The following is a 19,804-nucleotide window of genomic DNA, read 5'->3' as shown; positions in this document are numbered from 1 at the left end:
CGGGCGATAGAGCCGAGCAGATTGGTGTGAAAGGCAGGGATGGCAAGGAATGCATATTGCGCGTGCACTATCTTCACTGGTCGGCGCTCTTGCGATCGCATGGACCCTGTCGATCAGTACGCCGCGACAGGCGCAGGCCCAGGACTTCGGCCCTGTAAATGGGACGTGGGAGGGCAGTCTTGGTCCTATCAGTGGTCCGGGGTTGTCCGAGTCAAATAAGCCTCTGCCGATTCGCATGATTGTTCGAGATGAGGCGGCTCAAGTGTTCACCGGTGAAAACTTCAACGATGAGGTCAAGTCCGGGAGGTTCAAGGTCGAGCGAGTCGCTACCAACATGATCATTTTTGCGATCGACTCAGGGACGGACAATGACGGGCTTTGGGTCGAAACATGGGCGTTTGTAATTACACAGAAGGATCGAAATACCCTGATCACGAACCTTTATCGCGTGGTCAACAACACCGACGTGCCTCTGAACCTTGACTTCAGTAAATTTTCCTCTGCGAAAACTGGCGAACTTAAGCGGGTTTCACCGGAATGAACCTTCGATCATTCGCGACGTGTCGGCTGACGCCGCATCGATGACGAAGACACGATGGGATTTGGCTGAAGCTTCGATGGGTCTGATGCCATGAACGACGCAAGCAACAGGGAAGTGACGGAACAGAGTGAGGCGGAGAACCCAGAAGTGGGTACGCCGCGACGGGTCGATATTGAGCTGTTCATTGTGCACCCGACGTGGGAGCCGACAGAGATTAGCACCGCGCTTGGGTTGGAAGCGAACTTCGCGCACCGGGTGGGCGGGCCCCGGAAGACCCCGGCCGGCACTCCGCTCCCCGGAAACCACCCTGACACACGATGGAGACACTGCATCCGATGCAATGTCAGGGATCAATGGTACGCCGGAGAGGTGATGACCTTTGTCGATAGACTCGAGCCTCACAAAGCGTTCTTTGCAAGCCTCACATCGACAGGCGGAAGGGCAAGCATAATCATTCAGTTTTTCGGTGACGGATATTTGGGTGACGAGCTACCCGTAGCCACCCTGGCGAAGCTGGTCGACCTTGGGGTGGCCCTTGCGATCGAATGTTTTGCGGACCCGCAGTCATGACCCGGTCAACCCTGTCGAGAGGATCGCCGTCCATGACCCGTAATGCTAATTTAGAAGACGAAGCGGCCAGACTCACTGAGCTACTTCGAGGGAAAGTAGTCAAGGTGGTGTGGCGTCACCGACCGGGAGAAGTAGGAATCGAGTTCAACGACGGGACGCGCCTGTTTTTTGATGCGGTGAGTAACGGGCTTGAATGCTCTGTCACTGGAGGCGACGAGTTCAATGAGCCTTAAGCCCGCTGTCATACGCGACGTGTCGGCTGTTGCCGCTTCGATGACAAAGGCGCTTGGTCCCAAGTTGGGTAAGCAATTCATAGCAAATCCCAATGTGGCGAAGTATGCGTTCGTTCCCAGATTCCCGGACGATGTAGCCACCGGACGGTCCGTTGCTCGTGCACTTCAGAAGATTGAAAGCCCGCGAGGCCCGACTTTGATCGCCGCTTACTGCTTCACGATTGAGGCGAGAAAGATAGCCGCAGCAGAGGGCTGTGACCTGGTAAGCATGAGTGAGTTTGCTTGGACGGACGCCACATATGCACGGGCACGAGAGCCATTGTCATAGGAAAATGGGGCGGCGAGTCTACTTGCCGAGAAGAAGGTCCAGCTTGGCGGAGCCTGAGGGCCTACGACAGTTCATCGGGAAATATCCCCAAGCGCCGCAACAAAGCTGCGATGCTGCTCGAGCCATTCCGGTCGTTGCATTGCGATGGCCTGCACGCACAACTGAACGCATTCATCACAGATCGAGGCCGCCGTCTTCTGACCCTTCTCGTTCACTGCGGCGCCCCGGATGAGCGACAAGACTTCATCGTGCCCTTTTCCACAAAACGAGCAGATCAGATCCGAACCGGTCATCGCTTCTCACGCAGGTAGCCTGAATTGGAATAGCCACTCGTCTCGGTCACGTAGCCGGTCTTCGCGATGCCCCTTGCCCGCCGGCCAGCCGCCTCGGATGCCCCACGGCATGCTTGTACTCTGATCGGGAAATGAACGGCCATGCATTGTAATCTCCGGCCGCCAGAAACTCGGCCGCACGTTCGTGGGAGATCGTGTTAGGCCCGCTCAGCCACCTCGTCACAACCGGGCGAGCACGTCGCATAGGCGAGAGGCCAGGCAGGGAGATCCTCGGCCATCGGTACTCAAAATCGTTGTCAAGAAACAGGACCCAGCGCAGCACTTCCCGGCGCCAGCTTGGATCGATGCTGTAACGTCCGACCAACCGATGCTCTTTCATGTCGCTGTAGAGGAGCCACGACATATCCGCGATCGCCAAAATCGCTGCATCCTCCTCGCTCTCCGGGGTACTGCGCTCGAACCGGTGGTTGGTGATCGCTCCCGCAATCAGGCGCCTGAGGTTTCTGGAGAGCTGGTCGCGTGCTGGCCGATTTATCATCCTGCAACTCCCAGTCGGATCTGGTGGCAAGCGAAGCAGACGTCACAGCTCATTTAGCCGCCTCGATTCTCTTCACGCAGACCGGCTCGCTGGCCCCGGTCCGGGTGCAATCCCAATCGGGGCCAAATCCTGCATTTGTCGCTTGCTGCGAGAACTTCGGGTTATCCGATGGTGAGAAGGATGAACATGCCGATTACCGCAAGGACGATTGGATACCGGCGACATCTCCAATCCTGAGAGGCGGCCACGGCCGTTTCATCTCGCTTAAGTACCACACTTGGATGGACCGGCAGAGAAGCCAGCGTTCAATCACGGCGGCATACCTAAGAATCTGCTACTTGAGGCTGCGCCATTCTCGGGTAAGCGGTTCAAATCTCCCGGATTTCAATCGCTTGGGAGAAAAGTGGTGCCCAGGAAAGGACTCGAACCTTCACGGCCGTTAAGCCACTGGCACCTGAAGCCAGCGCGTCTACCAATTCCACCACCTGGGCATGCCGGTTGGGGCACGGAGGCGGTTACTACGGTTCGGTGACGCGCTTGTCAAATCATGCGTGGGGATGCGGATTGCGCATCGCAAACCGGCCCGATACAAGCCTCCTCAAGACGCACTCTTCCCGCAGGAATGGACCGCCATGGCAACGAATCTGGACACGCTCGTCACGGTTTTCGGCGGATCGGGGTTTTTGGGCCGGAGCGTCGTCCGCGCGCTGTGCAAGCGCGACTACCGGGTCCGGGTCGCGGTGCGGCGGCCGGAACTCGCCGGCTTCCTCCAGCCGCTCGGCCGGGTCGGGCAGGTCCATACCGTGCAGGCGAACCTGCGCTACCCGGCCTCGGTCGAGGCGGCGCTGCGTGATTCGCATGTGGCGATCAATCTGGTCGGCATCCTCGCCGAGAGCGGCGGACAGACGTTTGACGCCGTCCAGGCCAAGGGCGCCGAGACCGTCGCCAAGGCGGCAGCCGCAGCCGGCGCGGAAATGGTGCATGTCTCGGCGATCGGCGCCGACGAAGAGTCGCCCTCGCATTACGCCCGGGCCAAGGCGGCCGGCGAGAAGGCGGTGCTCGCCGCGGTGCCGTCGGCCACGATCTTCCGTCCCTCGGTGTTGTTCGGCCCGGAGGACCAGTTCACCAACCGCTTTGCTGCGCTGGCACGGATGTCGCCGGTGCTGCCGCTGATCGGCGGCGAGACCAAGATGCAGCCCGCCTATGTCGGCGACGTCGCGACCGCGATTGCGGATGCGGTCGATGGCAAGGCCAAGAAGGGTGCCACCTACGAGCTCGGCGGGCCGGAAGTGCTGACCATGCGCGAGATCATCGAGACCATCCTCGCCATCACCGGGCGCAAGCGGATGCTGATCCCGCTGTCGTTCTCCCTCGCTCGTTTCCAGGCCGCCTTCCTGCAATTCGCGCCGGGCGCACTGAAGCTGACGCCGGATCAGGTCACGCTGCTCGAGCGCGACAACATCGTGTCGGAGGCAGCGAAGGCCGCAGGCCTGACGCTGGAAGGCCTCGGCATTGCGCCCGATTCGCTCGAGGCGATCGCCCCGCAATATCTCTGGCGTTTCCGCTCCGCCGGGCAGTTCCAGCGTAACGGCGCGTAACGTCTTCCCTTACCTCGCCCCGCTTGCGGGGAGAGGTCGAATTCGAGCGAAGCTCGAATTCGGGTGAGGGGGACTCTCCGCGAGTCCAACTGTCACCGTCCCCGGGGAGAGTCCCCCTCACCCCAACCCTCTCCCCGCAAGCGGGGCGAGGGAGTTGCACCTTCGCCGCGACCGCAGCCCAGAATCAAAATTTCAGCTTCTTGAAGATCGCTTCCGGCAGCGTCTTGATGATGAGCATCACGAGACGCCATTTGCCGCTGACGTAGACGACGTCGGTCCGCCGCTGCACGGCGTTGAGTATTGCATCGCCCACCACCTTTGCCTCGACGGTCAGGGGACCGATCAGCTTCATGCCTTCGGTCATCCTGGTGCGGACGAAGCCGGGCTTAACGGTGACGACGTGAACGCCGCCGCGGCTGGCGCGGGCGCGCAGGCCTGACAGGAACGCCGAAAAGCCCGCCTTGGCCGAGCCGTAGACATAGTTCGAGGCGCGGCCGCGATCGCCTGCGACCGAAGACACCCCGACGATCGTGCCGCTGCCGCGCGCCAAGAATTTTTCGGCGAACAGGCCGAGGATCAGCGCAGGCCCCTCATAGTTGGAGCGCATGATCGTCGTGGCATGGTCGAGATCGCCCTGCGCGTTCTCCTGCGTGCCCAGCAAGCCGACGATCGAGATGACGACATCCGGCAATGCCGGAAGGCCGCTGACGAAGCCTTCAAACGATGCCGTGTCGAGCACGTCGAATTTCGAGACGCTTGCCTCGACATTGTAGCGGGCACGCAGATCGGCGGCGTCAGGCTCGAGCACGGCGACATCGCGCCCGGCGAGCTGCACATCGTATCCCGCCTTGGCGAAAGCGCGCGCGGTGGCGCGGCCGATATCGGAGGAGCCACCCAGCACCAGAACGGTCTTGCGCGAAGTCACGGCTGCACCTCATCAAACAGACGCTGTGAAAGTCTTGATCGGATTTTCCCGGCAGGATCCAGCGACTTCCGGATCGCCTTGAAGCGTTGCAGGGCCGGATAGCCCGCCTCGAAGGTCGCGCGCGACTGGCGCGCGTCTTTCGCCAGATACAGCCGTCCGCCGGCGGTGACGACGAGACGGTCGATCTCGTCGAGGAAATTGAGGATGTCGCCCCGTATCGGGAAATCCAGCGCCAGCGTGTAGCCCGGCAGCGGAAACGACAGGATACCGTCGCCCTGGCCGAGCTTCTTCAGCACCGCGAGGAAGGAGGCGTCGCCGCGCCTGGAGATGCGTTCGAGAATGTCGCCGAGCACGTCGCGCGCGCCCTGCTCCGGAATCACGCATTGATGCTGGAGGAAGCCGCGCCGTCCATAGATGCGATTCCAGGCACTGATGCTGTCGAGCGGGAAGAAATACGGAAACAGCGAGACCAGATGGCTGCCGCCGGCGCGCCTCGCGCCCATGCGGTAGTAGAGCTCGTTGAAGGCGCGAATGCTGTAGCGGTTCAGCGTCATCGACGGAAGGTCGACCGGCACGGCGAGCCCGGGATCCTTTCCAAGCGGAAATGCGTCAGCACCGTCCGGGAGCTCGGCTCTTCCAGCGTGCTCGCCGAGATAGATCAGCGAGCGGCCGAGGTCGCTGCCACGCGCCGCGCAATCGATCCACGCCACCGAATAGGTTGCGGAATCGCCGGCATCGAGCGCGCGCATCGCCGCATCCAGATCGGACGCCGAGACCACCCGCTCACGGATCCAGCCGGTCTCCACCGGCCGGAGCCGGATCGTCGCTTCCAGGATGACCCCGGTCAGGCCCATGCCGCCGACGGTCGCGAAGAAGGCATCGGAATCCTGCTCGCGCGAGACCTCGATGGTCTCGCCCCGCCCGGTGCGCAGCAGGATGCTGTCGACATAGCGGCCAAAGCCGCCCTCGCAATGATGGTTTTTGCCGTGAACGTCGGCGGCGATGGCACCGCCGATCGACACGAACCGCGTGCCCGGAACGACGAAAGGCAGGAAGCCGCGCGGGCCAAACGTGTCGATCAGGTCCGACAGCAGCACGCCGGCCTCCAGGCGTATGCGCCCGGTCGCCGGATCGAATGACCTGACCCGGTCGAAGCCCGTCATCGCGATGGTCCTGATGGCGCCGATCCCGGCGTCGCCATAGGCGCGGCCGTTCCCCCTGGCCACAGTGCCGGACGCACCGGCGACAGCCTCGCCGACCGCCTCAAACGACCGCGGCCGCAGGATATCGGTATCGACGACCGGGAAGCGCCCCCAGCCGCTGACGAGGGTCATCGTTCAGCTCCTTTGCCGGGCATGCCCCGCCCCGCTTTGGAAACTACCTACCGATCAAAAGCTTATATTACGTTGAGGCGGTGATGCGACTTTTGCGGGGATTAAGGCGCAACGAGACTGGGTCCAGTCGAATGCCTCGGTGCTCACCTCTCCCCAGCGGGGAGAGGTTAGGTCAGAGTGCTCCGGCCAGCAGCGTTTCAATCAGAAATTCGTCGTGCTCTACCGGCCGAGCGCCAGCGCGATCAGGCCGAGCGTGCCGACGATGACGCGCCACCAGGCAAACACCACGAAGCCGTGGCGGGTGACATATTCGAGGAAGCTCTTCACCACGATGATCGCGGTGATGAACGACACCACGAAGCCGATCGCGACGATGCCCATATGGTCCATCGTCATCTCGGCGCGGCTCTTGTAGAAGTCATAGGCGAACGCGCCGATCATGGTGGGGATCGCGAGGAAGAACGAGAACTCCGCCGCCGCGCGCTTATCCGCGCCGAGCAGCATGGCGGCGACGATGCTGGCGCCGGAGCGCGACACGCCCGGGATCATCGCCACGCACTGCGCGATGCCGATGTAGAGATACATCAGCAGCGGAAACCTGGTGGCATCGTGCTCGCGCGGCTTGAGATCGAGCCGGTCGACCCACAAGAGAATGGCACCGCCGACAATCAGTGTGAAGCACACGACCCACGGATTGAACAGCACGCTCTTGATGTATTTGCCGGCGACGAGGCCGACGATGACAGCGGGCAGGAACGCGACCAGCACGCCGATCACGAAACGGCGTGCATAGGCATCGCCGGAGAACATGCCTATCGCGACATCCCACAATTTCCTGAAGTACAGCCCGACGATCGCGAGGATCGCGCCGAGCTGGATCAGGACCGTAAACGAGTCCCAGAAAGCGCCTTCGCCAAGGCCGAAGAAGCGCTCCGCGAGCAGGAGGTGACCTGTCGAGGAAACGGGTAGGAACTCAGTCACACCCTCGATGATGCCGAGGATCACTGCCCGTATTGTGTCTGACATATTTACGGTCCATTTCGGCTGGAAAAGCGGGGGCTCTTCTCGCCTATTCGTCCCGCTGCCGCAATCGCTAAATGCGGCATCGCGGGTTGTCTCGCGGTTTTGAGGAACTAGTGTGACGCCGAACAAACATTGATGGATTCTTAAGCACCACCAAATAATCAAAGGCTACATGTTTACGCTGTTTCATCATCCGTTCTGTCCGCATTCGCGCTTCATCCGCCTGATCGTGGGCGAATACGGGCTCGAGCTTCGGCTGACCGAGGAACGCACCTGGGAGCGGCGCGAGGCATTTCTGCTGCTCAACGCGGCGGGCACAACGCCGGTACTGGTGGACGACAGGGAGCCGCCGATTCCGGGCGCGGCCATTATCGCCGAGTATCTCGATGAGGCCTACGGGCAGGGTATGGGCGCCAAGCGGCTGATGCCGGAAACAATTGCCGAGCGCGTCGAGGTGCGCCGGCTGATGGCCTGGTTCAACGAAAAATTCTTCGAGGAGGTCTCCCATCCGCTGGTGACCGAGCGCATCTATAAGCGCTTCATGAGCGAGGAGAATGGCGGCGGCCCGCCCTCGGCCGACGTGATGCGCGCCGCCAAGGCCAATGTGCGCTATCATCTGGCCTATATCGGCTGGCTGGCGCAGACGCGCAACTTCCTCGCCGGCGACCGGTTGACTTACGCGGATCTCGCCGCCGCGGCGCATCTTTCGGCGATCGACTATCTGGGCGACGTGCCATGGAGCGAGGACGACGCAGCAAAGGCGTGGTACGCGCGGGTGAAATCCCGCCCGTCGTTCCGTCCGCTCCTGAGCGAATGGCTGGCCGGCGTGCCGGCGTCGCGGACCTACGTGGACCTCGACTTCTGAACCCTGCCTCTGATCTGTCTGAACTGAAAGCAGCGCTTGCGCGCGAGGCGCAGGCGCTCGGGTTCGACTGCATCGGCGTCACTGCACCCGGCACGATCGACAATGCCGGAAAATACTTCCTCGAATTCATCGCCTCGGGCGGCCATGGCGACATGGACTGGCTCGCCGCGCAGCCCGAGCGCCGCGTCGATCCGCGCGGGCTGTGGCAGGACGTGCGCAGCGTGATCATGCTCGGCGTGAACTACGGTCCCGACCAGGATCCGCTGGCGATCCTGCAAGACCCCACGCGCGCGGCGATCTCGGTCTATGCGAAAGGCGACGACTATCACGACCTGATCAAGAAGCGCCTGAAGGCGCTGGCGCGCTGGCTGGTTGCGACCGTGCCATCCGAGGTGAAGGTGTTCGTCGACACCGCCGCGGTGATGGAGAAGCCGCTCGCGCAAGCCGCGCATCTCGGCTGGCAGGGCAAGCACACCAATCTCGTCTCGCGCGAATTCGGCTCGTGGCTGTTCCTCGGCGCGATCTACACCACGCTCGAGCTGCCGCGCGACGACGCGGAGATCGATCATTGCGGCTCCTGCCATGCGTGTCTCGACATCTGCCCGACCGCGGCGTTTCCCGCGCCCTACAAGCTCGATGCGCGGCGCTGCATTTCGTATCTCACCATCGAGAACAAGGGACCGATCCCGCGCGAATTCCGCAATGCGATCGGCAATCGTATCTACGGCTGCGACGATTGTCTCGCTGCCTGCCCCTGGAACAAGTTCGCGCAAGAGGGCCGCGAAGCAAAGCTCGCCGCGCGCGACGAATTGCGCGCGCCGAGCTTGGCTGAGCTGGCGCGCCTCGATGACGCGGCCTTTCGCGCGCTGTTCACGAAGTCGCCGGTCAAGCGCATCGGCCGCGACCGTTTTTTGCGCAACGTGCTGATCGCGATCGGCAACTCCGGTGATGCGACGCTGGCGGTAGAGGCGCGGCGCTTGCTCGACGATGCAAGCCCGCTGGTGCGCGGGGCTGCGGTATGGGCGCTGGGGCAGTTGCTGTCGCGAGATGAGTTTGATGCGATGAAGCTTGTCGCGATGGGCATCGAGCCCGACGAGAGCGTGCGTCAGGAGTGGCAAGCCGCTTCCTAAAACTCGCTGTCATGCCCCGCGAAGGCGGGGCATCCAGTACGCCGCGGCTTATCCGTATTCGTCACCGCCTCCGGAATACTGGATCACCCGCTTTCGCGGGTGATGACGGCGGAGAGCGAGGAAAAGGCGCGCCGCTCCTCACCAAGAAGATCGAGCACCTTGATTTCCCCGCGCGATCCTTCAAGGTCGCGCATCATGACCAACATGCCTTTCTTCACCCGCGACGGCGACACATTCCATCCGACGGAAGTTGCCAATGGTCCGTGGGATCCAAAATCGCTGCACGGACGCGTCATCGTCGGTCTGCTCGGCTTCGCCATCGAGGAGCGTCATTCGGGCCCGGAATTCGTGCCGGCGCGGCTCACCGTCGACATGTTTCGCCTGCCGACCATCGACAAGCCGATTCAAGTGACGACGCGGCTGGTGCGCGACGGCCTGCGCATCCGTGTGGTGGAGGCAGAGTTCTCCTCCGGCGGCGTCAGCATGGCGCGCGCCTCGTGCCAGCTCCTGCGCCGGACGCAAAATGCCGACGATAACGTCTGGTCGCCGGCGAATTGGGATGCGCCGAAGCCCGCCGACATTCCACCGCCGACCGATCCGCGGCTTGGCATGAACGGCAAATGGACGACGCGTCCGATCGTCGGCCACATGGGCTCGCTCGGCCCGCGCCGGCTCTGGATGAGCGAGGTGCGCGAGCTCGTTGCGGGCGTGCCGATGACGCCGTTCGTCCATGTCGCGACCGGCGCTGATTTCGCCAGCCCCTTTGCCAATGCCGGCGACAAGGGGCTCGGCTACATCAACAGCGATGTAACCATCTATCTGCACCGCCTGCCGGTGACGAGATGGATCGGCTTCGAAGTGGTGAACCACCACGCCACCGACGGCGTCGCGATCGGCGAATGCTGGCTCCATGACGAACAGGGCCCGATCGGCACCGCGACAGTGGCAGCGCTGGCGCAGCGCAAGCCGATGGCGAAGCCGCCGCCGTAGTTTCTCCGCCGTCATTCCGGGGCGCGCGAAGCGCGAGCCCGGAATCCATCGGGCCTCAAGTTTGCGTGTGAATGGATTCCGGGCTCGCGCCTATCGGCGCGCCCCGGAACGACGACGAGGAGACGGCTACACCAAATGCCGCTTCATCTCCGGCCGCGCCTTCAGCTCCGCGCCCTGCTTGGCGACGATCTTGGCGATGCGCTCAGGCGCAAACTTCAAGTCGACGAAGGCCGGCGCGGTGTTGGCGACCTCGTGATAGCTGACGATCTTGCTGTCGCGGAGCGTCATGATCGCGACGCCTTCGAACATCGCCCGCGCACCACTCGCCTCCGGCAATGTCGAGCGATAGCTGAAAGTGTAGCGCGCATAGAGCGTGGTTCCGTCGGAGACCGGATCGTGCATGTCCCAGCGGAAATCGCTGGCCGTGCGATAGAACCAGTCGTCGATCATCCCGGCGATTTTTTCGCGGCCTGCGAATGCGCCGTAGAACACGTCGTGATAGACGCCGTCCTCGGTGAACAGTTCGGCAAAGGCCCTGCCGTTGCGCTGCTCGACCGCGTCGCAGAAGGCGCGCAGCATGGCTGTTGCGTTCATTGGCGTTCCTCCTTCCCCATTTTCTGTCATGCCCCGGCTTGACCGGGGCATCCAGTACGCCGCGGCCTCTCAGTCAAACATGACCGTCTCTGGAATACTGGATCGCCCGCTTTCGCGGGCGATGACATCGAGTGCTGGGCAACGACTTCACCCGAACTCCGCCACGGCGGCAAGGATTCGCGCGATGTCCTGCGGACGCGACAGGCGGTGATCGCCGTCCTGGATCATGGTCAGCACGACGTCGTCGGCCGGCAGGCGATGCGTCAGCGCAAACGCGTGCTGCCACGGCACGTCCGGATCCTTGGCGCCCTGCAGAATGCGAACAGGACAGCCGAGATCGATGGCGCTGCCGAGCACGAGGTGATTGCGCCCCTCCTCGATCAGGTTCCGCGTGATCGGATAGGGCGAGCCGTCACCATATTCTGACGGCCTGAGCCAGAGACCCGTGGTCTCGATCTCCTTCTTCACCTCGGCCGAGAAGTTCTTCCACATCAGCTCCTCGGTGAAATCAGGCGCCGGCGCGATCAGCACGAGGCCCGCGAGCGATGCCTTGGCTTGCTGCTTCTCTTGCTGTTTCTCTTGCCGCTTCCTGACTTCGCGCGCGAGAAGAAGCGCCATCCAGCCGCCCATGGAGGAGCCGATCACGACCTGCGGTCCCTCGCAGAACCGTTCGAACACCGCCACGCTCTCCTCGAGCCAGCGCCCGATGGTTCCATCAGCGAAGTCGCCGCCGGATTCGCCATGGCCGGAATAATCGAACCGGACCGAGGCGCGACCATGGTCCTTGGCCCAGCCGTCCAACGCCACGGCCTTGGTGCCCTGCATGTCCGACTTGAAGCCACCGAGCCAAAACAGCCCGGGTCTCAGGCCTGCCCGGCTGCGCACCGCAATCTTGCGCGCTGACGGGCCCTCGCCCACATCGATGAAGCTCGGCGCGTCGAAAATCGCATTGGTCATGGAACGTTTACTCTGGTTGTGCGGTTTGAGCTGTTCGGGCGCGTTCCGCAACGCGGACCCCATGTCGACATTGACCCTTTGGGACGCTTGCGGAACAGAAGCAAGGTGTCTATGTCGAGCAGCGTGCCGATAGGCGTGACCAAAATGCCTCGCATTTGAGGCTTTTTCGATCGCGGCACGGGCGACTTGCTTGCCGGCAAACGCATCTTCCTTCAAAATAACCGCTTCCTTCACAACTTTGGAGAACCACCCATTCGTCGTCCCAATAGAGCCCCGGCCCCTGCCAGCAAAGACGGGCCGCGCATCAATGATGATATTCGCAATGCGCAGATCCAGCTGATCGATCAGACCGGTGAGAACAAAGGCACGGTCGAGACCGTCGTGGCCATCCGGTTGGCCCAGGAAGCTGGCATGGATCTGGTCGAGATTTCGCCGAATACCAGCCCTCCCGTCTGCAAGATCATGGACTACGGGAAGTACAAGTATTCCGCTCAGAAGAAAGCCGCCGAAGCTCGCAAGCGGCAGAAGACCGTCGAGATCAAGGAGATCAAGCTCCGCCCGATGATCGACGATCACGATTATGACGTGAAGATGCGCGCGATGCAGCGGTTCTTCGAAGAGGGCGACAAGGTCAAGATCACGCTGCGCTATCGCGGCCGCGAAATGGCGCACCAGGAGATCGGCACCAAGCTGCTCGACAAGATCAAGAGCGATGTCGCCGAGCTCGCCAAGGTCGAGCAGGACGCCAAGTTCGAGGGCCGTCAGGTCGTCATGGTGCTGGCACCGCGCTGACGCGGGCTCTTGAAGGCTCAGAATTCAACGGCCCGTCCGGATATCCAGCGGGCCGTTTTGTTTTGTGCGCGGCCTATCCTTCGAGACGCCCGCTTTGGCGGGCTCCTCAGGATGAGGTCTCTTTTCGCGGCGAGATCCAAAAGCGATTGCGGGAAATGGGCCATTTCGGTCCTGCTCCGGGCGGCAAGGCGTGGACATGAGGATCGGCAACCCAAGATAGTCGACCGGCAGGTTCCGGCGGTTCATCGTTGCCAATTGGCTCCCGCTCTGCCATAAGCCCAACCTTCATCGCCCGGCTGATTTAAGGGCTGCCGTGGCGATGTCCGTGCGGGTTTCCTGCGTATGCGCAAAAACCTGAGCACAATCAACGCTCTAACGAGCATTTTTGACGGCCAGCCGCCTTCGCGGGCGGATTTCTGTTGTGGCCATAGGAGAGCCAAATGCCCAAGTTGAAGACCAAATCGGGCGCTAAAAAGCGCTTCAAGGTGACTGCTACCGGCAAAGTGATGCACGCCCAGCGCGGCAAGCGTCACGGCATGATCAAGCGGACGAAGAAGCAGATCCGTCAGCTCCGCGGCACCCGCGTGCTGTTCAAGACCGACGGCGACAACGTCAAGAAGTACTTCTTGCCGAACGCCTGATCGCGTCCACGATCAATTCAGCCGAGCCGCGTTTCGCGCGGCGATCCCAAACCGAAGTCATCTCTGAAGGATTTTTGTCATGTCTCGCGTCAAACGCGGTGTGACCGCCCACGCCAAGCACAAGAAAGTCTACAAGGCCGCCAAGGGGTTCTACGGCCGCCGCAAGAACACCATCCGCGCCGCCAAGCCGGCCGTCGAGAAGGCCCAGCAGTATGCCTTCCGTGACCGCAAGCGCCGCAAGCGCACCTTCCGCGCGCTGTGGATCCAGCGCCTCAACGCTGCTGTCCGTCCGTTCGGCCTGACCTACAGCCGATTTATCGACGGCCTCGCCAAGTCGGGCATCACCGTGGACCGCAAGGTGCTGTCGGATCTCGCGATCCGCGAGCCCGCCGCGTTCCAGGCGATCGCCGAGAAGGCCAAGGCTGCGCTGGCTGCCTGAAGCCAAAGCACGCGCTAACGGCCGGCTCCGCCGGCCTTCAGCGCTCTTCGCGAGTAGCGCTGGGCGACCTCCGCCCGGCAGAAGGCTGTGAACGAGATATAAATCGTGCCGGACTTGTTCCGGTATTTCCGGTCGCAGACCCGCAACTCGCGCTGATAGCTGAGCTTCTGCGGTGGCTTGAGGTGACCGAGGAAGTCGGCCTCGCACTTCTTCTCGACGATCTCGCCGAACTGGACGTCACCGCTGGCGCCGTATTCGCAGGCTTCGAACAGCTTCATGGCGCGATCGCAGCCTGGTGCCGCGTTCAGCACGGCGATGATGTCGTCCATCGACGTGGATTTGGCCGGGCATTCTTCCGCGGCATGAGCCGCACCTCCAAGCAGAACCAGGGCCAGAGCGGCCAGGCAGGATCGCAAACGCATCGTCCTCTCCTTCGACTACAGGTTGGTGCCAGCCATGCCAAAACGGTTCAAGACCCCGGCCGTTTCTGATGCCGTTACGGCTTGACGTTCCGACCCGGCTGCGGCCACAACCGGCAGCCTTTTGAAGTTAAGAGGATTTGACCGTGTCCGACCTCGCGAGCCTCGAACAATCCATCCTTGAGCAGATCGCTTCGGCCGGCGACGAAGCGGCCCTCGAAGCCGTCCGCGTCTCGTCCCTCGGCAAGAAGGGCTCGATCTCCGCGCTGCTTGCTACCCTCGGCAAGATGTCGCCGGACGAGCGCAAGACGCAAGGCGCGGCGATCAACCAGGCCAAGGACAAGGTCACCGATGCGCTGGCCGCGCGGCGCGACGTCCTGAAATCCGCTGCGCTCGATGCGCGGCTGGCCTCCGAGACCATCGACGTCACCCTGCCGCTGCGCGACGCAGCCGCAGAGGCTGGCCGCATCCATCCGCTGAGCCAGGTCTGGGACGAACTGACGACGATCTTCGCCGACATGGGATTCTCGGTCGCCGAGGGTCCCGACATCGAGACCGACGATTACAACTTCACCAAGCTGAACTTCCCCGAGGGCCATCCCGCGCGCGAGATGCACGACACCTTCTTCTTCCATCCGAAGGAGGACGGCTCACGCATGCTGCTGCGGACCCACACCTCGCCGGTGCAGGTGCGCACCATGCTGAGCCAGAAGCCGCCGATCCGCGTGATCTGCCCGGGCCGCACCTATCGCATCGATTCGGACGCGACCCACACGCCGCAATTCCATCAGGTCGAGGGCCTCGTCATCGACAAGAGCTCGCATCTCGGCCACCTCAAATGGATTTTGCACGAGTTCTGCAAGGCGTTCTTCGAGGTCGACCACATCAACATGCGCTTCCGGCCCTCGTTCTTCCCGTTCACCGAGCCGTCGCTGGAAGTCGACATCCAGTGCCGCCGCGACAAGGGCGAGATCCGCTTCGGCGAGGGCGAGGACTGGCTCGAGATTTTGGGCTGCGGCATGGTGCATCCGAACGTGCTGCGCGCCTGCGGCATCGATCCCGACGAGTACCAGGGTTTCGCCTGGGGCATGGGCATCGACCGCATCGCGATGCTGAAATACGGCATGAGCGACCTGCGCCAGCTCTTCGACAGCGACGTCCGCTGGCTGTCCCACTACGGCTTCAAGCCGCTTGAAGTCCCCACGCTCGCAGGAGGGCTGAGCTCGTGAGGCTCGCTCTCAAACACGAGCCTGCGACGACTCTCTCCGGCCCCATTGCGGAGACAGCCCTCTCCCTGCCCCTCCCCCGCAAGCGGGGGAGGGAATGGATAGAGCGAGCGCGTAGCATTCATCGTATGGATACGTATCCTCTGTCCGCCCGACAGGTCGGACTCCCTCCCCCGCCTGCGGGGGAGGGTTGGGGTGAGGGTGTCTCAGCGTTGGGGTTGCCAATGGTCGATCCTGAACATCCGGACTGGAAAGTCTCGGGCAAGCTCCGAGCCAATGCCCGCGCGCTCAGGCGCAATTCAACCGATGCAGAGCAAATTCTGTGGTCGGAGCTGCGCGCCGGCCGATTGAACGGTGTGATTTTCCGCCGCCAAGTACCGATCGAGCGTTATGTCGCCGATTTCGCCTGCCACGCGGCGAAGCTCGTTATTGAACTCGACGGCGGTCAGCATTTCTCCGATGAGGGCGAGAGTGCGGATGCGCGTCGCTCCGCTCTCATTGAAGCGAGAGGCTTCAAGGTCCTCCGCTTCAGCAATCATGATGTGATGACAAATCGCGTCGGCGTTCTCGAAACAATCGCGACCGCCGTCTCGGAGAGAGCCCCCACCCCAGCCCTCCCCCGCAAGCGGGAGAGGGAGCAGACCGTCCCCGTGGAGAAAAAGCAGCCATGAAATTCACCCTCTCCTGGCTGAAGGATCATCTCGACACCGACGAGCCGCTGGACAAGCTCGCCGACAAGCTCACCATGATCGGGCTCGAGGTCGAGAACATCGAGGACAAGGCGAAGGCGCTGAAGCCGTTCACCATCGCGAAGGTGATCTCCGCCGAGCAGCATCCGAATGCCGATCGTCTGCGCGTCTGCATGGTCGACACCGGCAACGGCGCGGCCCCCGTGCAGGTCGTCTGCGGCGCGCCGAATGCGCGCACCGGTCTCGTCAGCGTGTTCTCGCCGCCCGGCACCTACATTCCCGGCAAGGACATCACGCTCGGCATCGGCACCATCCGCGGCGTCGAGAGCCGCGGCATGCTGTGCTCGGCGGCCGAACTGCAGATCTCGAACGACCATGACGGCATCATGGAGCTGCCGGCCGATGCGCCGATCGGCGCTGCTTACGCCGAATGGGCCGGCCTCGGCGATCCCGTGATCGAGATCAACCTGACGCCGAACCGGCAGGACTGCACCGGCGTGCACGGCATCGCGCGCGACCTCGCTACGGCCGACATGGGCAAGTTCAAGGACCCGACCATCAAGGCCGTGAAGGGCGAATTCCCTTGTCCCGTGAAGGTCACGGTCGAGGACGCCACGCTGTGCCCGGGCTTCGCGCTCAGGCTTGTGCGCGGCGTGAAGAACGGATCGTCGCCGGAATGGCTGCAGAAGCGGCTGACCGCGATCGGGCTTCGCCCGATCAACGCACTGGTCGACATCACCAACTTCATGACCTTCGACCGCGCGCGCCCGCTGCACGTGTTCGACGCCAAGAAGGTCAGGGGCAACCTCGTCGTGCGGCGTGCCCGCGACGGCGAGACGCTGCTCGCCCTCGACGGCCGCACCTACAATCTCGATCCCGCGATCTGCGTGATCGCCGACGACCATGGCGTCGAATCGCTCGCCGGCATCATGGGCGGCGAGGCCTCGGGCTGCGACGAGAACACCACCGACGTGCTGATCGAATCGGCGCTGTGGAACGAGATCAACATCGCGCAGACCGGCCGCAAGCTCGGCATCAATTCGGATGCGCGCTACCGTTTCGAGCGCGGTGTTGATCCGGCCTTCATGGTGCCGGGGCTAGAGCTTGCGACCAAGCTCGTGATGGAGATGTGCGGCGGTGCGCCGTCGGAGACCATCGTGGTCGGCAAGGCCTTTGGCGACGACCGCGTGATCGAGTTCCCAATCACCGAGGTGAAGCGGCTGTCCGGCATCGAGGTGCCGCAGGTGGAGATGAAGCGCATCCTCAACCATCTCGGTTTCATGATGGCGGGCGCAGGTCCGGTGGTGAAGGTCGCGGTCCCGTCCTGGCGCTCGGACGTGCACGGCAAGGCCGACATCGTCGAGGAGATCGTCCGCATCTTCGGCGTCGACAAGGTGCCGGAGACGCCGTTCGAGCGCGGCGAGGACGCGCGCAAATCCGTGCTGACGCCGCTTCAGCTCCGCACGCGCCGCGCCAGGCGCGCGCCTGCAAGCCGCGGCATGGTCGAGGCGGTGACCTGGTCGTTCATCACAAAGCCGGCAGCCGAGCTCTTCGGCGGCGGCCAGCGCGAACTCGAGGTGGCCAATCCGATCGCCGCCGATCTCTCCGACATGCGGCCGAGCCTCCTGCCGGGCCTGATCGCGGCCGCGCAGGCCAATGCCGATCGCGGCTTTGGCGATGTCGCGCTGTTCGAGGTCGGCCAGGTCTTCAGGGGCGATCGTCCGCAGGACCAGTTGATGGCGGCAAGCGGCGTCCGCCGCGGCTTTGGCTCGTCCGAAGGTCTCGGGCGGCACTGGTCGGGCTCAGCGATGGCCGACGCGTTCGACGCCAAGGCCGATGCGCTGGCAGTGCTGGCCGCGGCCGGCGCACCGATGCAGGCGCTGCAAATCGTCCCCGGCGGCGCTACGTGGCTGCACCCCGGACGCTCCGGCACGATCCAGATGGGCCCGCAAAACGTGCTCGGCTATTTCGGCGAGATGCATCCGCGCGCGCTCGAAGCGCTTGGCGCCGACGGCCCCGTGATGGTGTTCGAGGTGATCCTCGACCGCATCCCCGAGGCGAAGAAGAGAGCCACGCGCGCAAAACCCGCGATCGAGCTGTCGGCGTTCCAGCCGGTCTCGCGCGATTTCGCCTTCATCGTCGATCGCGGCGTGAAGGCGGGCGACATCGTGCGCACCGCGCAGGGCGTCGACAAGAAGCTGATCACCGGTGTGAATGTCTTCGACGTCTATGAAGGCAAGGGCATCGAGGACGGCAAGAAGTCGATCGCGATCGCGGTGACGATCCAGCCGCGCGAAAAGACCCTGACCGACCAGGAGATCGAGACCGTCGCCGCCAAGATCGTCACCGAGGTGACGAAGAAGACCGGCGGCACTTTGCGGGGATGAGTCCTGGAGACTTTCTCCCTGGTGACGTCAGCATCACCATCGCGATGGCGCTTTGCGCCATCGCTTTCGTTTCAGGCACTGCGCGCGGCTTCTCCGGCTTCGGCTCCGCGCTGATCTTCATGCCGCTGGCCAGCAGCGTCGCGCCGCCGCGGCTGGTCGCAGCGCTGCTCCTCGTCGTCGATTTCGTCGCGGCAGCGCCGCTCCTGCCCGATGCGTGGAAGAAGGCCGACCGCAAGGCGACCGCCGTGATCGTGCTGGGCGCGCTGGTCGGCGTACCCGTCGGGACCTATTTCCTCAGCGTGCTCGATCCCGTCGCCACGCGCTGGATCATCGCCTGCTTCGTCGCCGCACTGCTGCTTCTTCTGCTCTCGGGCTGGCGTTACCGCGGCAAAGACCACGCCTGGCTGTCGGTCGGCATCGGCGGCCTCTCGGGCTTCTGTAGCGGACTGGCTCAAACCGGCGGCCCGCCAATCGTCGGCTACTGGCTCGGCCGTCCGATTGCCCCGATCGTCGCACGCGCCAACATCGTGCTGTTCTTCGGCGCGTCGGACTTTTTCTCGATGGTGAGCTACGCGACGACCGGCCTGATCTCGCGCGAATCGCTCGTGCTCTCGCTGATCGTCGGCCCGGTCTACGCTATCGGCGTCGCCTTCGGCGCGTCCCTGTTCGGTCGCGCCAGCGAAAAGGTGTTTCGCAGCATCTGCTACGCGCTGATCGCGATGGCGGTGATTGTCGGCCTGCCGGCGCTGGATGGGATTTTGCGCTAGCTCTCTCCGGAGTCGTCGTGGCGAAAGCCAGGACCCATTACCCCGGTCAGTGATTGTAGCGCGAGCTGACAACCACGAGTCTTCGCTAAACCACTTCCTGTGGTTGATGGTGTGGACGGCCCCCTACGGCATCAGTGTGCCAGAATGAGGTTGTTGCAAATCTCAGACAAGGGAGCCGTCCGTGAGCCAGATTATCCGCATTGGGATGGATACGTCGAAGTATATTTTTCAATTGCATGGGGTTGATGCATCGGAATCGGTCGTGCTTCGCAAGCGGCTGAGCCGCAAGGCGATGCTGGCGTTTTTTGCCAAGCTGCCGCCGACGGTGGTGGCGATCGAGGCGTGCGGGGCTGCCCACCACCTGGCGCGAGAGCTTGGCAAGCTGGGGCACACGGCCAAGCTGATCGCGCCGCAATTGGCGAAGCCCTATGTGCCGCGCAACAAGAACGACGGGCGCGATGCGGAGGGTCTGTGCGAGGCGGCGAGCCGGCCGCGGATGCGGTATGTGCCGGTGAAGACGGCAGA

22 protein-coding genes, 1 tRNA gene and 1 pseudogene are annotated in these 19,804 nt (G+C 63.2%); 15 read left to right on the top strand and 9 right to left on the bottom strand.

The annotated features are described in order from the left end of the window. Positions 1-49 precede the first annotated feature (49 nt). The 3 genes from AYJ54_RS20160 to AYJ54_RS47460 all read left to right on the top strand — a co-directional run bounded on the left by AYJ54_RS20160 (position 50) and on the right by AYJ54_RS47460 (position 1,344). Complete coding sequence (locus tag AYJ54_RS20160; RefSeq protein ID WP_063701517.1) at positions 50-541, top strand: hypothetical protein; 492 nt, start codon at positions 50-52, stop codon at positions 539-541. A 372-nt stretch (positions 542-913) separates the two neighbouring features. Next, positions 914-1,111: a hypothetical protein gene (locus tag AYJ54_RS49515; protein WP_136623820.1), complete on the top strand. Its 198-nt coding sequence runs from the start codon at positions 914-916 to the stop codon at positions 1,109-1,111. Positions 1,112-1,143: 32 nt separating this feature from the next. Continuing rightward, entirely contained in the window at positions 1,144-1,344 is a 201-nt protein-coding gene (locus AYJ54_RS47460; RefSeq protein WP_082905757.1) for a hypothetical protein, read from the top strand. Between the two features lie 399 nt (positions 1,345-1,743). Here AYJ54_RS47460 and AYJ54_RS20145 read toward each other — a convergent pair whose 3' ends face one another. The 3 genes from AYJ54_RS20145 to AYJ54_RS20135 form a co-directional block, all read right to left on the bottom strand. Then, complete coding sequence (locus tag AYJ54_RS20145; protein ID WP_063701511.1) at positions 1,744-1,965, bottom strand: ClpX C4-type zinc finger protein; 222 nt, start codon at positions 1,963-1,965, stop codon at positions 1,744-1,746. 46 nt (positions 1,966-2,011) lie between these two features. Continuing rightward, positions 2,012-2,503: a hypothetical protein gene (locus AYJ54_RS20140; protein ID WP_063701509.1), complete on the bottom strand. Its 492-nt coding sequence runs from the start codon at positions 2,501-2,503 to the stop codon at positions 2,012-2,014. Positions 2,504-2,907: 404 nt separating this feature from the next. Then, positions 2,908-2,994: transfer RNA gene (locus AYJ54_RS20135), tRNA-Leu, on the bottom strand. 141 nt (positions 2,995-3,135) lie between these two features. Here AYJ54_RS20135 and AYJ54_RS20130 point away from each other — a divergent pair. Further along, complete coding sequence (locus AYJ54_RS20130; RefSeq protein WP_063701764.1) at positions 3,136-4,101, top strand: complex I NDUFA9 subunit family protein; 966 nt, start codon at positions 3,136-3,138, stop codon at positions 4,099-4,101. Positions 4,102-4,285: 184 nt separating this feature from the next. Here the strand turns inward: AYJ54_RS20130 and AYJ54_RS20125 are convergent, their stop codons facing one another. The 3 genes from AYJ54_RS20125 to AYJ54_RS20115 all read right to left on the bottom strand — a co-directional run bounded on the left by AYJ54_RS20125 (position 4,286) and on the right by AYJ54_RS20115 (position 7,386). After that, entirely contained in the window at positions 4,286-5,026 is a 741-nt protein-coding gene (locus AYJ54_RS20125; protein WP_063701507.1) for an SDR family oxidoreductase, read from the bottom strand. Then, on the bottom strand, positions 5,023-6,360 hold the full coding sequence (locus tag AYJ54_RS20120; RefSeq protein ID WP_063701505.1) for an FAD-binding oxidoreductase: 1,338 nt from the start codon (positions 6,358-6,360) through the stop codon (positions 5,023-5,025). The genes AYJ54_RS20125 and AYJ54_RS20120 overlap by 4 nt, the downstream gene beginning before the upstream one ends. 219 nt (positions 6,361-6,579) lie before the next feature. Continuing rightward, positions 6,580-7,386 (bottom strand): undecaprenyl-diphosphate phosphatase, encoded by an 807-nt coding sequence (locus tag AYJ54_RS20115; protein ID WP_063701504.1) that lies wholly within the window; start codon positions 7,384-7,386, stop codon positions 6,580-6,582. A 169-nt stretch (positions 7,387-7,555) separates the two neighbouring features. Between AYJ54_RS20115 and AYJ54_RS20110 the strand changes: the two genes are divergently transcribed. From AYJ54_RS20110 to AYJ54_RS20100, 3 genes are all read left to right on the top strand, one after another. Further along, positions 7,556-8,248, top strand: a complete 693-nt coding sequence (locus AYJ54_RS20110) for a glutathione S-transferase family protein (RefSeq protein ID WP_063701502.1) — start codon at positions 7,556-7,558, stop codon at positions 8,246-8,248. Next, positions 8,197-9,378 (top strand): tRNA epoxyqueuosine(34) reductase QueG, encoded by a 1,182-nt coding sequence (gene queG, locus AYJ54_RS20105; RefSeq protein ID WP_063701500.1) that lies wholly within the window; start codon positions 8,197-8,199, stop codon positions 9,376-9,378. Before AYJ54_RS20110 ends, queG begins: the two co-directional genes overlap by 52 nt. 195 nt (positions 9,379-9,573) lie before the next feature. Then, positions 9,574-10,368: an acyl-CoA thioesterase domain-containing protein gene (locus AYJ54_RS20100; protein ID WP_063701499.1), complete on the top strand. Its 795-nt coding sequence runs from the start codon at positions 9,574-9,576 to the stop codon at positions 10,366-10,368. Positions 10,369-10,494: 126 nt separating this feature from the next. Here AYJ54_RS20100 and AYJ54_RS20095 read toward each other — a convergent pair whose 3' ends face one another. Further along, a complete protein-coding gene (locus AYJ54_RS20095) occupies positions 10,495-10,962 on the bottom strand; it encodes a nuclear transport factor 2 family protein (protein ID WP_063701497.1) in 468 nt (155 codons plus the stop codon). Between the two features lie 147 nt (positions 10,963-11,109). Further along, positions 11,110-11,919, bottom strand: coding sequence for an alpha/beta hydrolase (locus AYJ54_RS20090; protein ID WP_063701763.1), 810 nt, complete (start codon positions 11,917-11,919; stop codon positions 11,110-11,112). A 252-nt stretch (positions 11,920-12,171) separates the two neighbouring features. Between AYJ54_RS20090 and infC the strand changes: the two genes are divergently transcribed. The 3 genes from infC to rplT all read left to right on the top strand — a co-directional run bounded on the left by infC (position 12,172) and on the right by rplT (position 13,791). Next, positions 12,172-12,711 carry a translation initiation factor IF-3 gene (gene infC / locus AYJ54_RS20085; protein ID WP_082905765.1) on the top strand — a complete coding sequence of 180 codons (540 nt, stop codon included), beginning with the start codon at positions 12,172-12,174 and terminating at the stop codon, positions 12,709-12,711. Between the two features lie 440 nt (positions 12,712-13,151). After that, positions 13,152-13,352, top strand: a complete 201-nt coding sequence (rpmI, locus tag AYJ54_RS20080) for a 50S ribosomal protein L35 (protein WP_008539890.1) — start codon at positions 13,152-13,154, stop codon at positions 13,350-13,352. A 79-nt stretch (positions 13,353-13,431) separates the two neighbouring features. Beyond that, the gene (gene rplT, locus AYJ54_RS20075; protein WP_027550107.1) at positions 13,432-13,791 is read left to right on the top strand and encodes a 50S ribosomal protein L20; all 360 of its coding nucleotides are present in this window, start codon (positions 13,432-13,434) and stop codon (positions 13,789-13,791) included. 14 nt (positions 13,792-13,805) lie between these two features. Here rplT and AYJ54_RS20070 read toward each other — a convergent pair whose 3' ends face one another. After that, on the bottom strand, positions 13,806-14,213 hold the full coding sequence (locus tag AYJ54_RS20070; protein ID WP_063701493.1) for a hypothetical protein: 408 nt from the start codon (positions 14,211-14,213) through the stop codon (positions 13,806-13,808). A 143-nt stretch (positions 14,214-14,356) separates the two neighbouring features. Here AYJ54_RS20070 and pheS point away from each other — a divergent pair, with 143 nt between their 5' ends. From pheS to AYJ54_RS20045, 5 genes and pseudogenes are all read left to right on the top strand, one after another. Further along, positions 14,357-15,439: a phenylalanine--tRNA ligase subunit alpha gene (gene pheS / locus AYJ54_RS20065; protein WP_063701762.1), complete on the top strand. Its 1,083-nt coding sequence runs from the start codon at positions 14,357-14,359 to the stop codon at positions 15,437-15,439. A 221-nt stretch (positions 15,440-15,660) separates the two neighbouring features. After that, positions 15,661-16,107, top strand: coding sequence for an endonuclease domain-containing protein (locus AYJ54_RS20060; protein ID WP_082905756.1), 447 nt, complete (start codon positions 15,661-15,663; stop codon positions 16,105-16,107). Then, on the top strand, positions 16,104-18,512 hold the full coding sequence (gene pheT / locus AYJ54_RS20055) for a phenylalanine--tRNA ligase subunit beta (protein WP_063701491.1): 2,409 nt from the start codon (positions 16,104-16,106) through the stop codon (positions 18,510-18,512). Before AYJ54_RS20060 ends, pheT begins: the two co-directional genes overlap by 4 nt. Next, positions 18,509-19,279, top strand: coding sequence for a sulfite exporter TauE/SafE family protein (locus AYJ54_RS20050; RefSeq protein WP_063701488.1), 771 nt, complete (start codon positions 18,509-18,511; stop codon positions 19,277-19,279). Before pheT ends, AYJ54_RS20050 begins: the two co-directional genes overlap by 4 nt. A gap of 181 nt (positions 19,280-19,460) precedes the next feature. Then, a pseudogene (locus AYJ54_RS20045) lies at positions 19,461-19,804 on the top strand (IS110 family transposase); the annotation flags it as partial.

It is taken from the genome of Bradyrhizobium centrolobii (genome assembly GCF_001641635.1).
GTDB classification, from domain to species: domain Bacteria; phylum Pseudomonadota; class Alphaproteobacteria; order Rhizobiales; family Xanthobacteraceae; genus Bradyrhizobium; species Bradyrhizobium centrolobii.
This window is presented reverse-complemented; position numbering and strand designations above follow the sequence as displayed.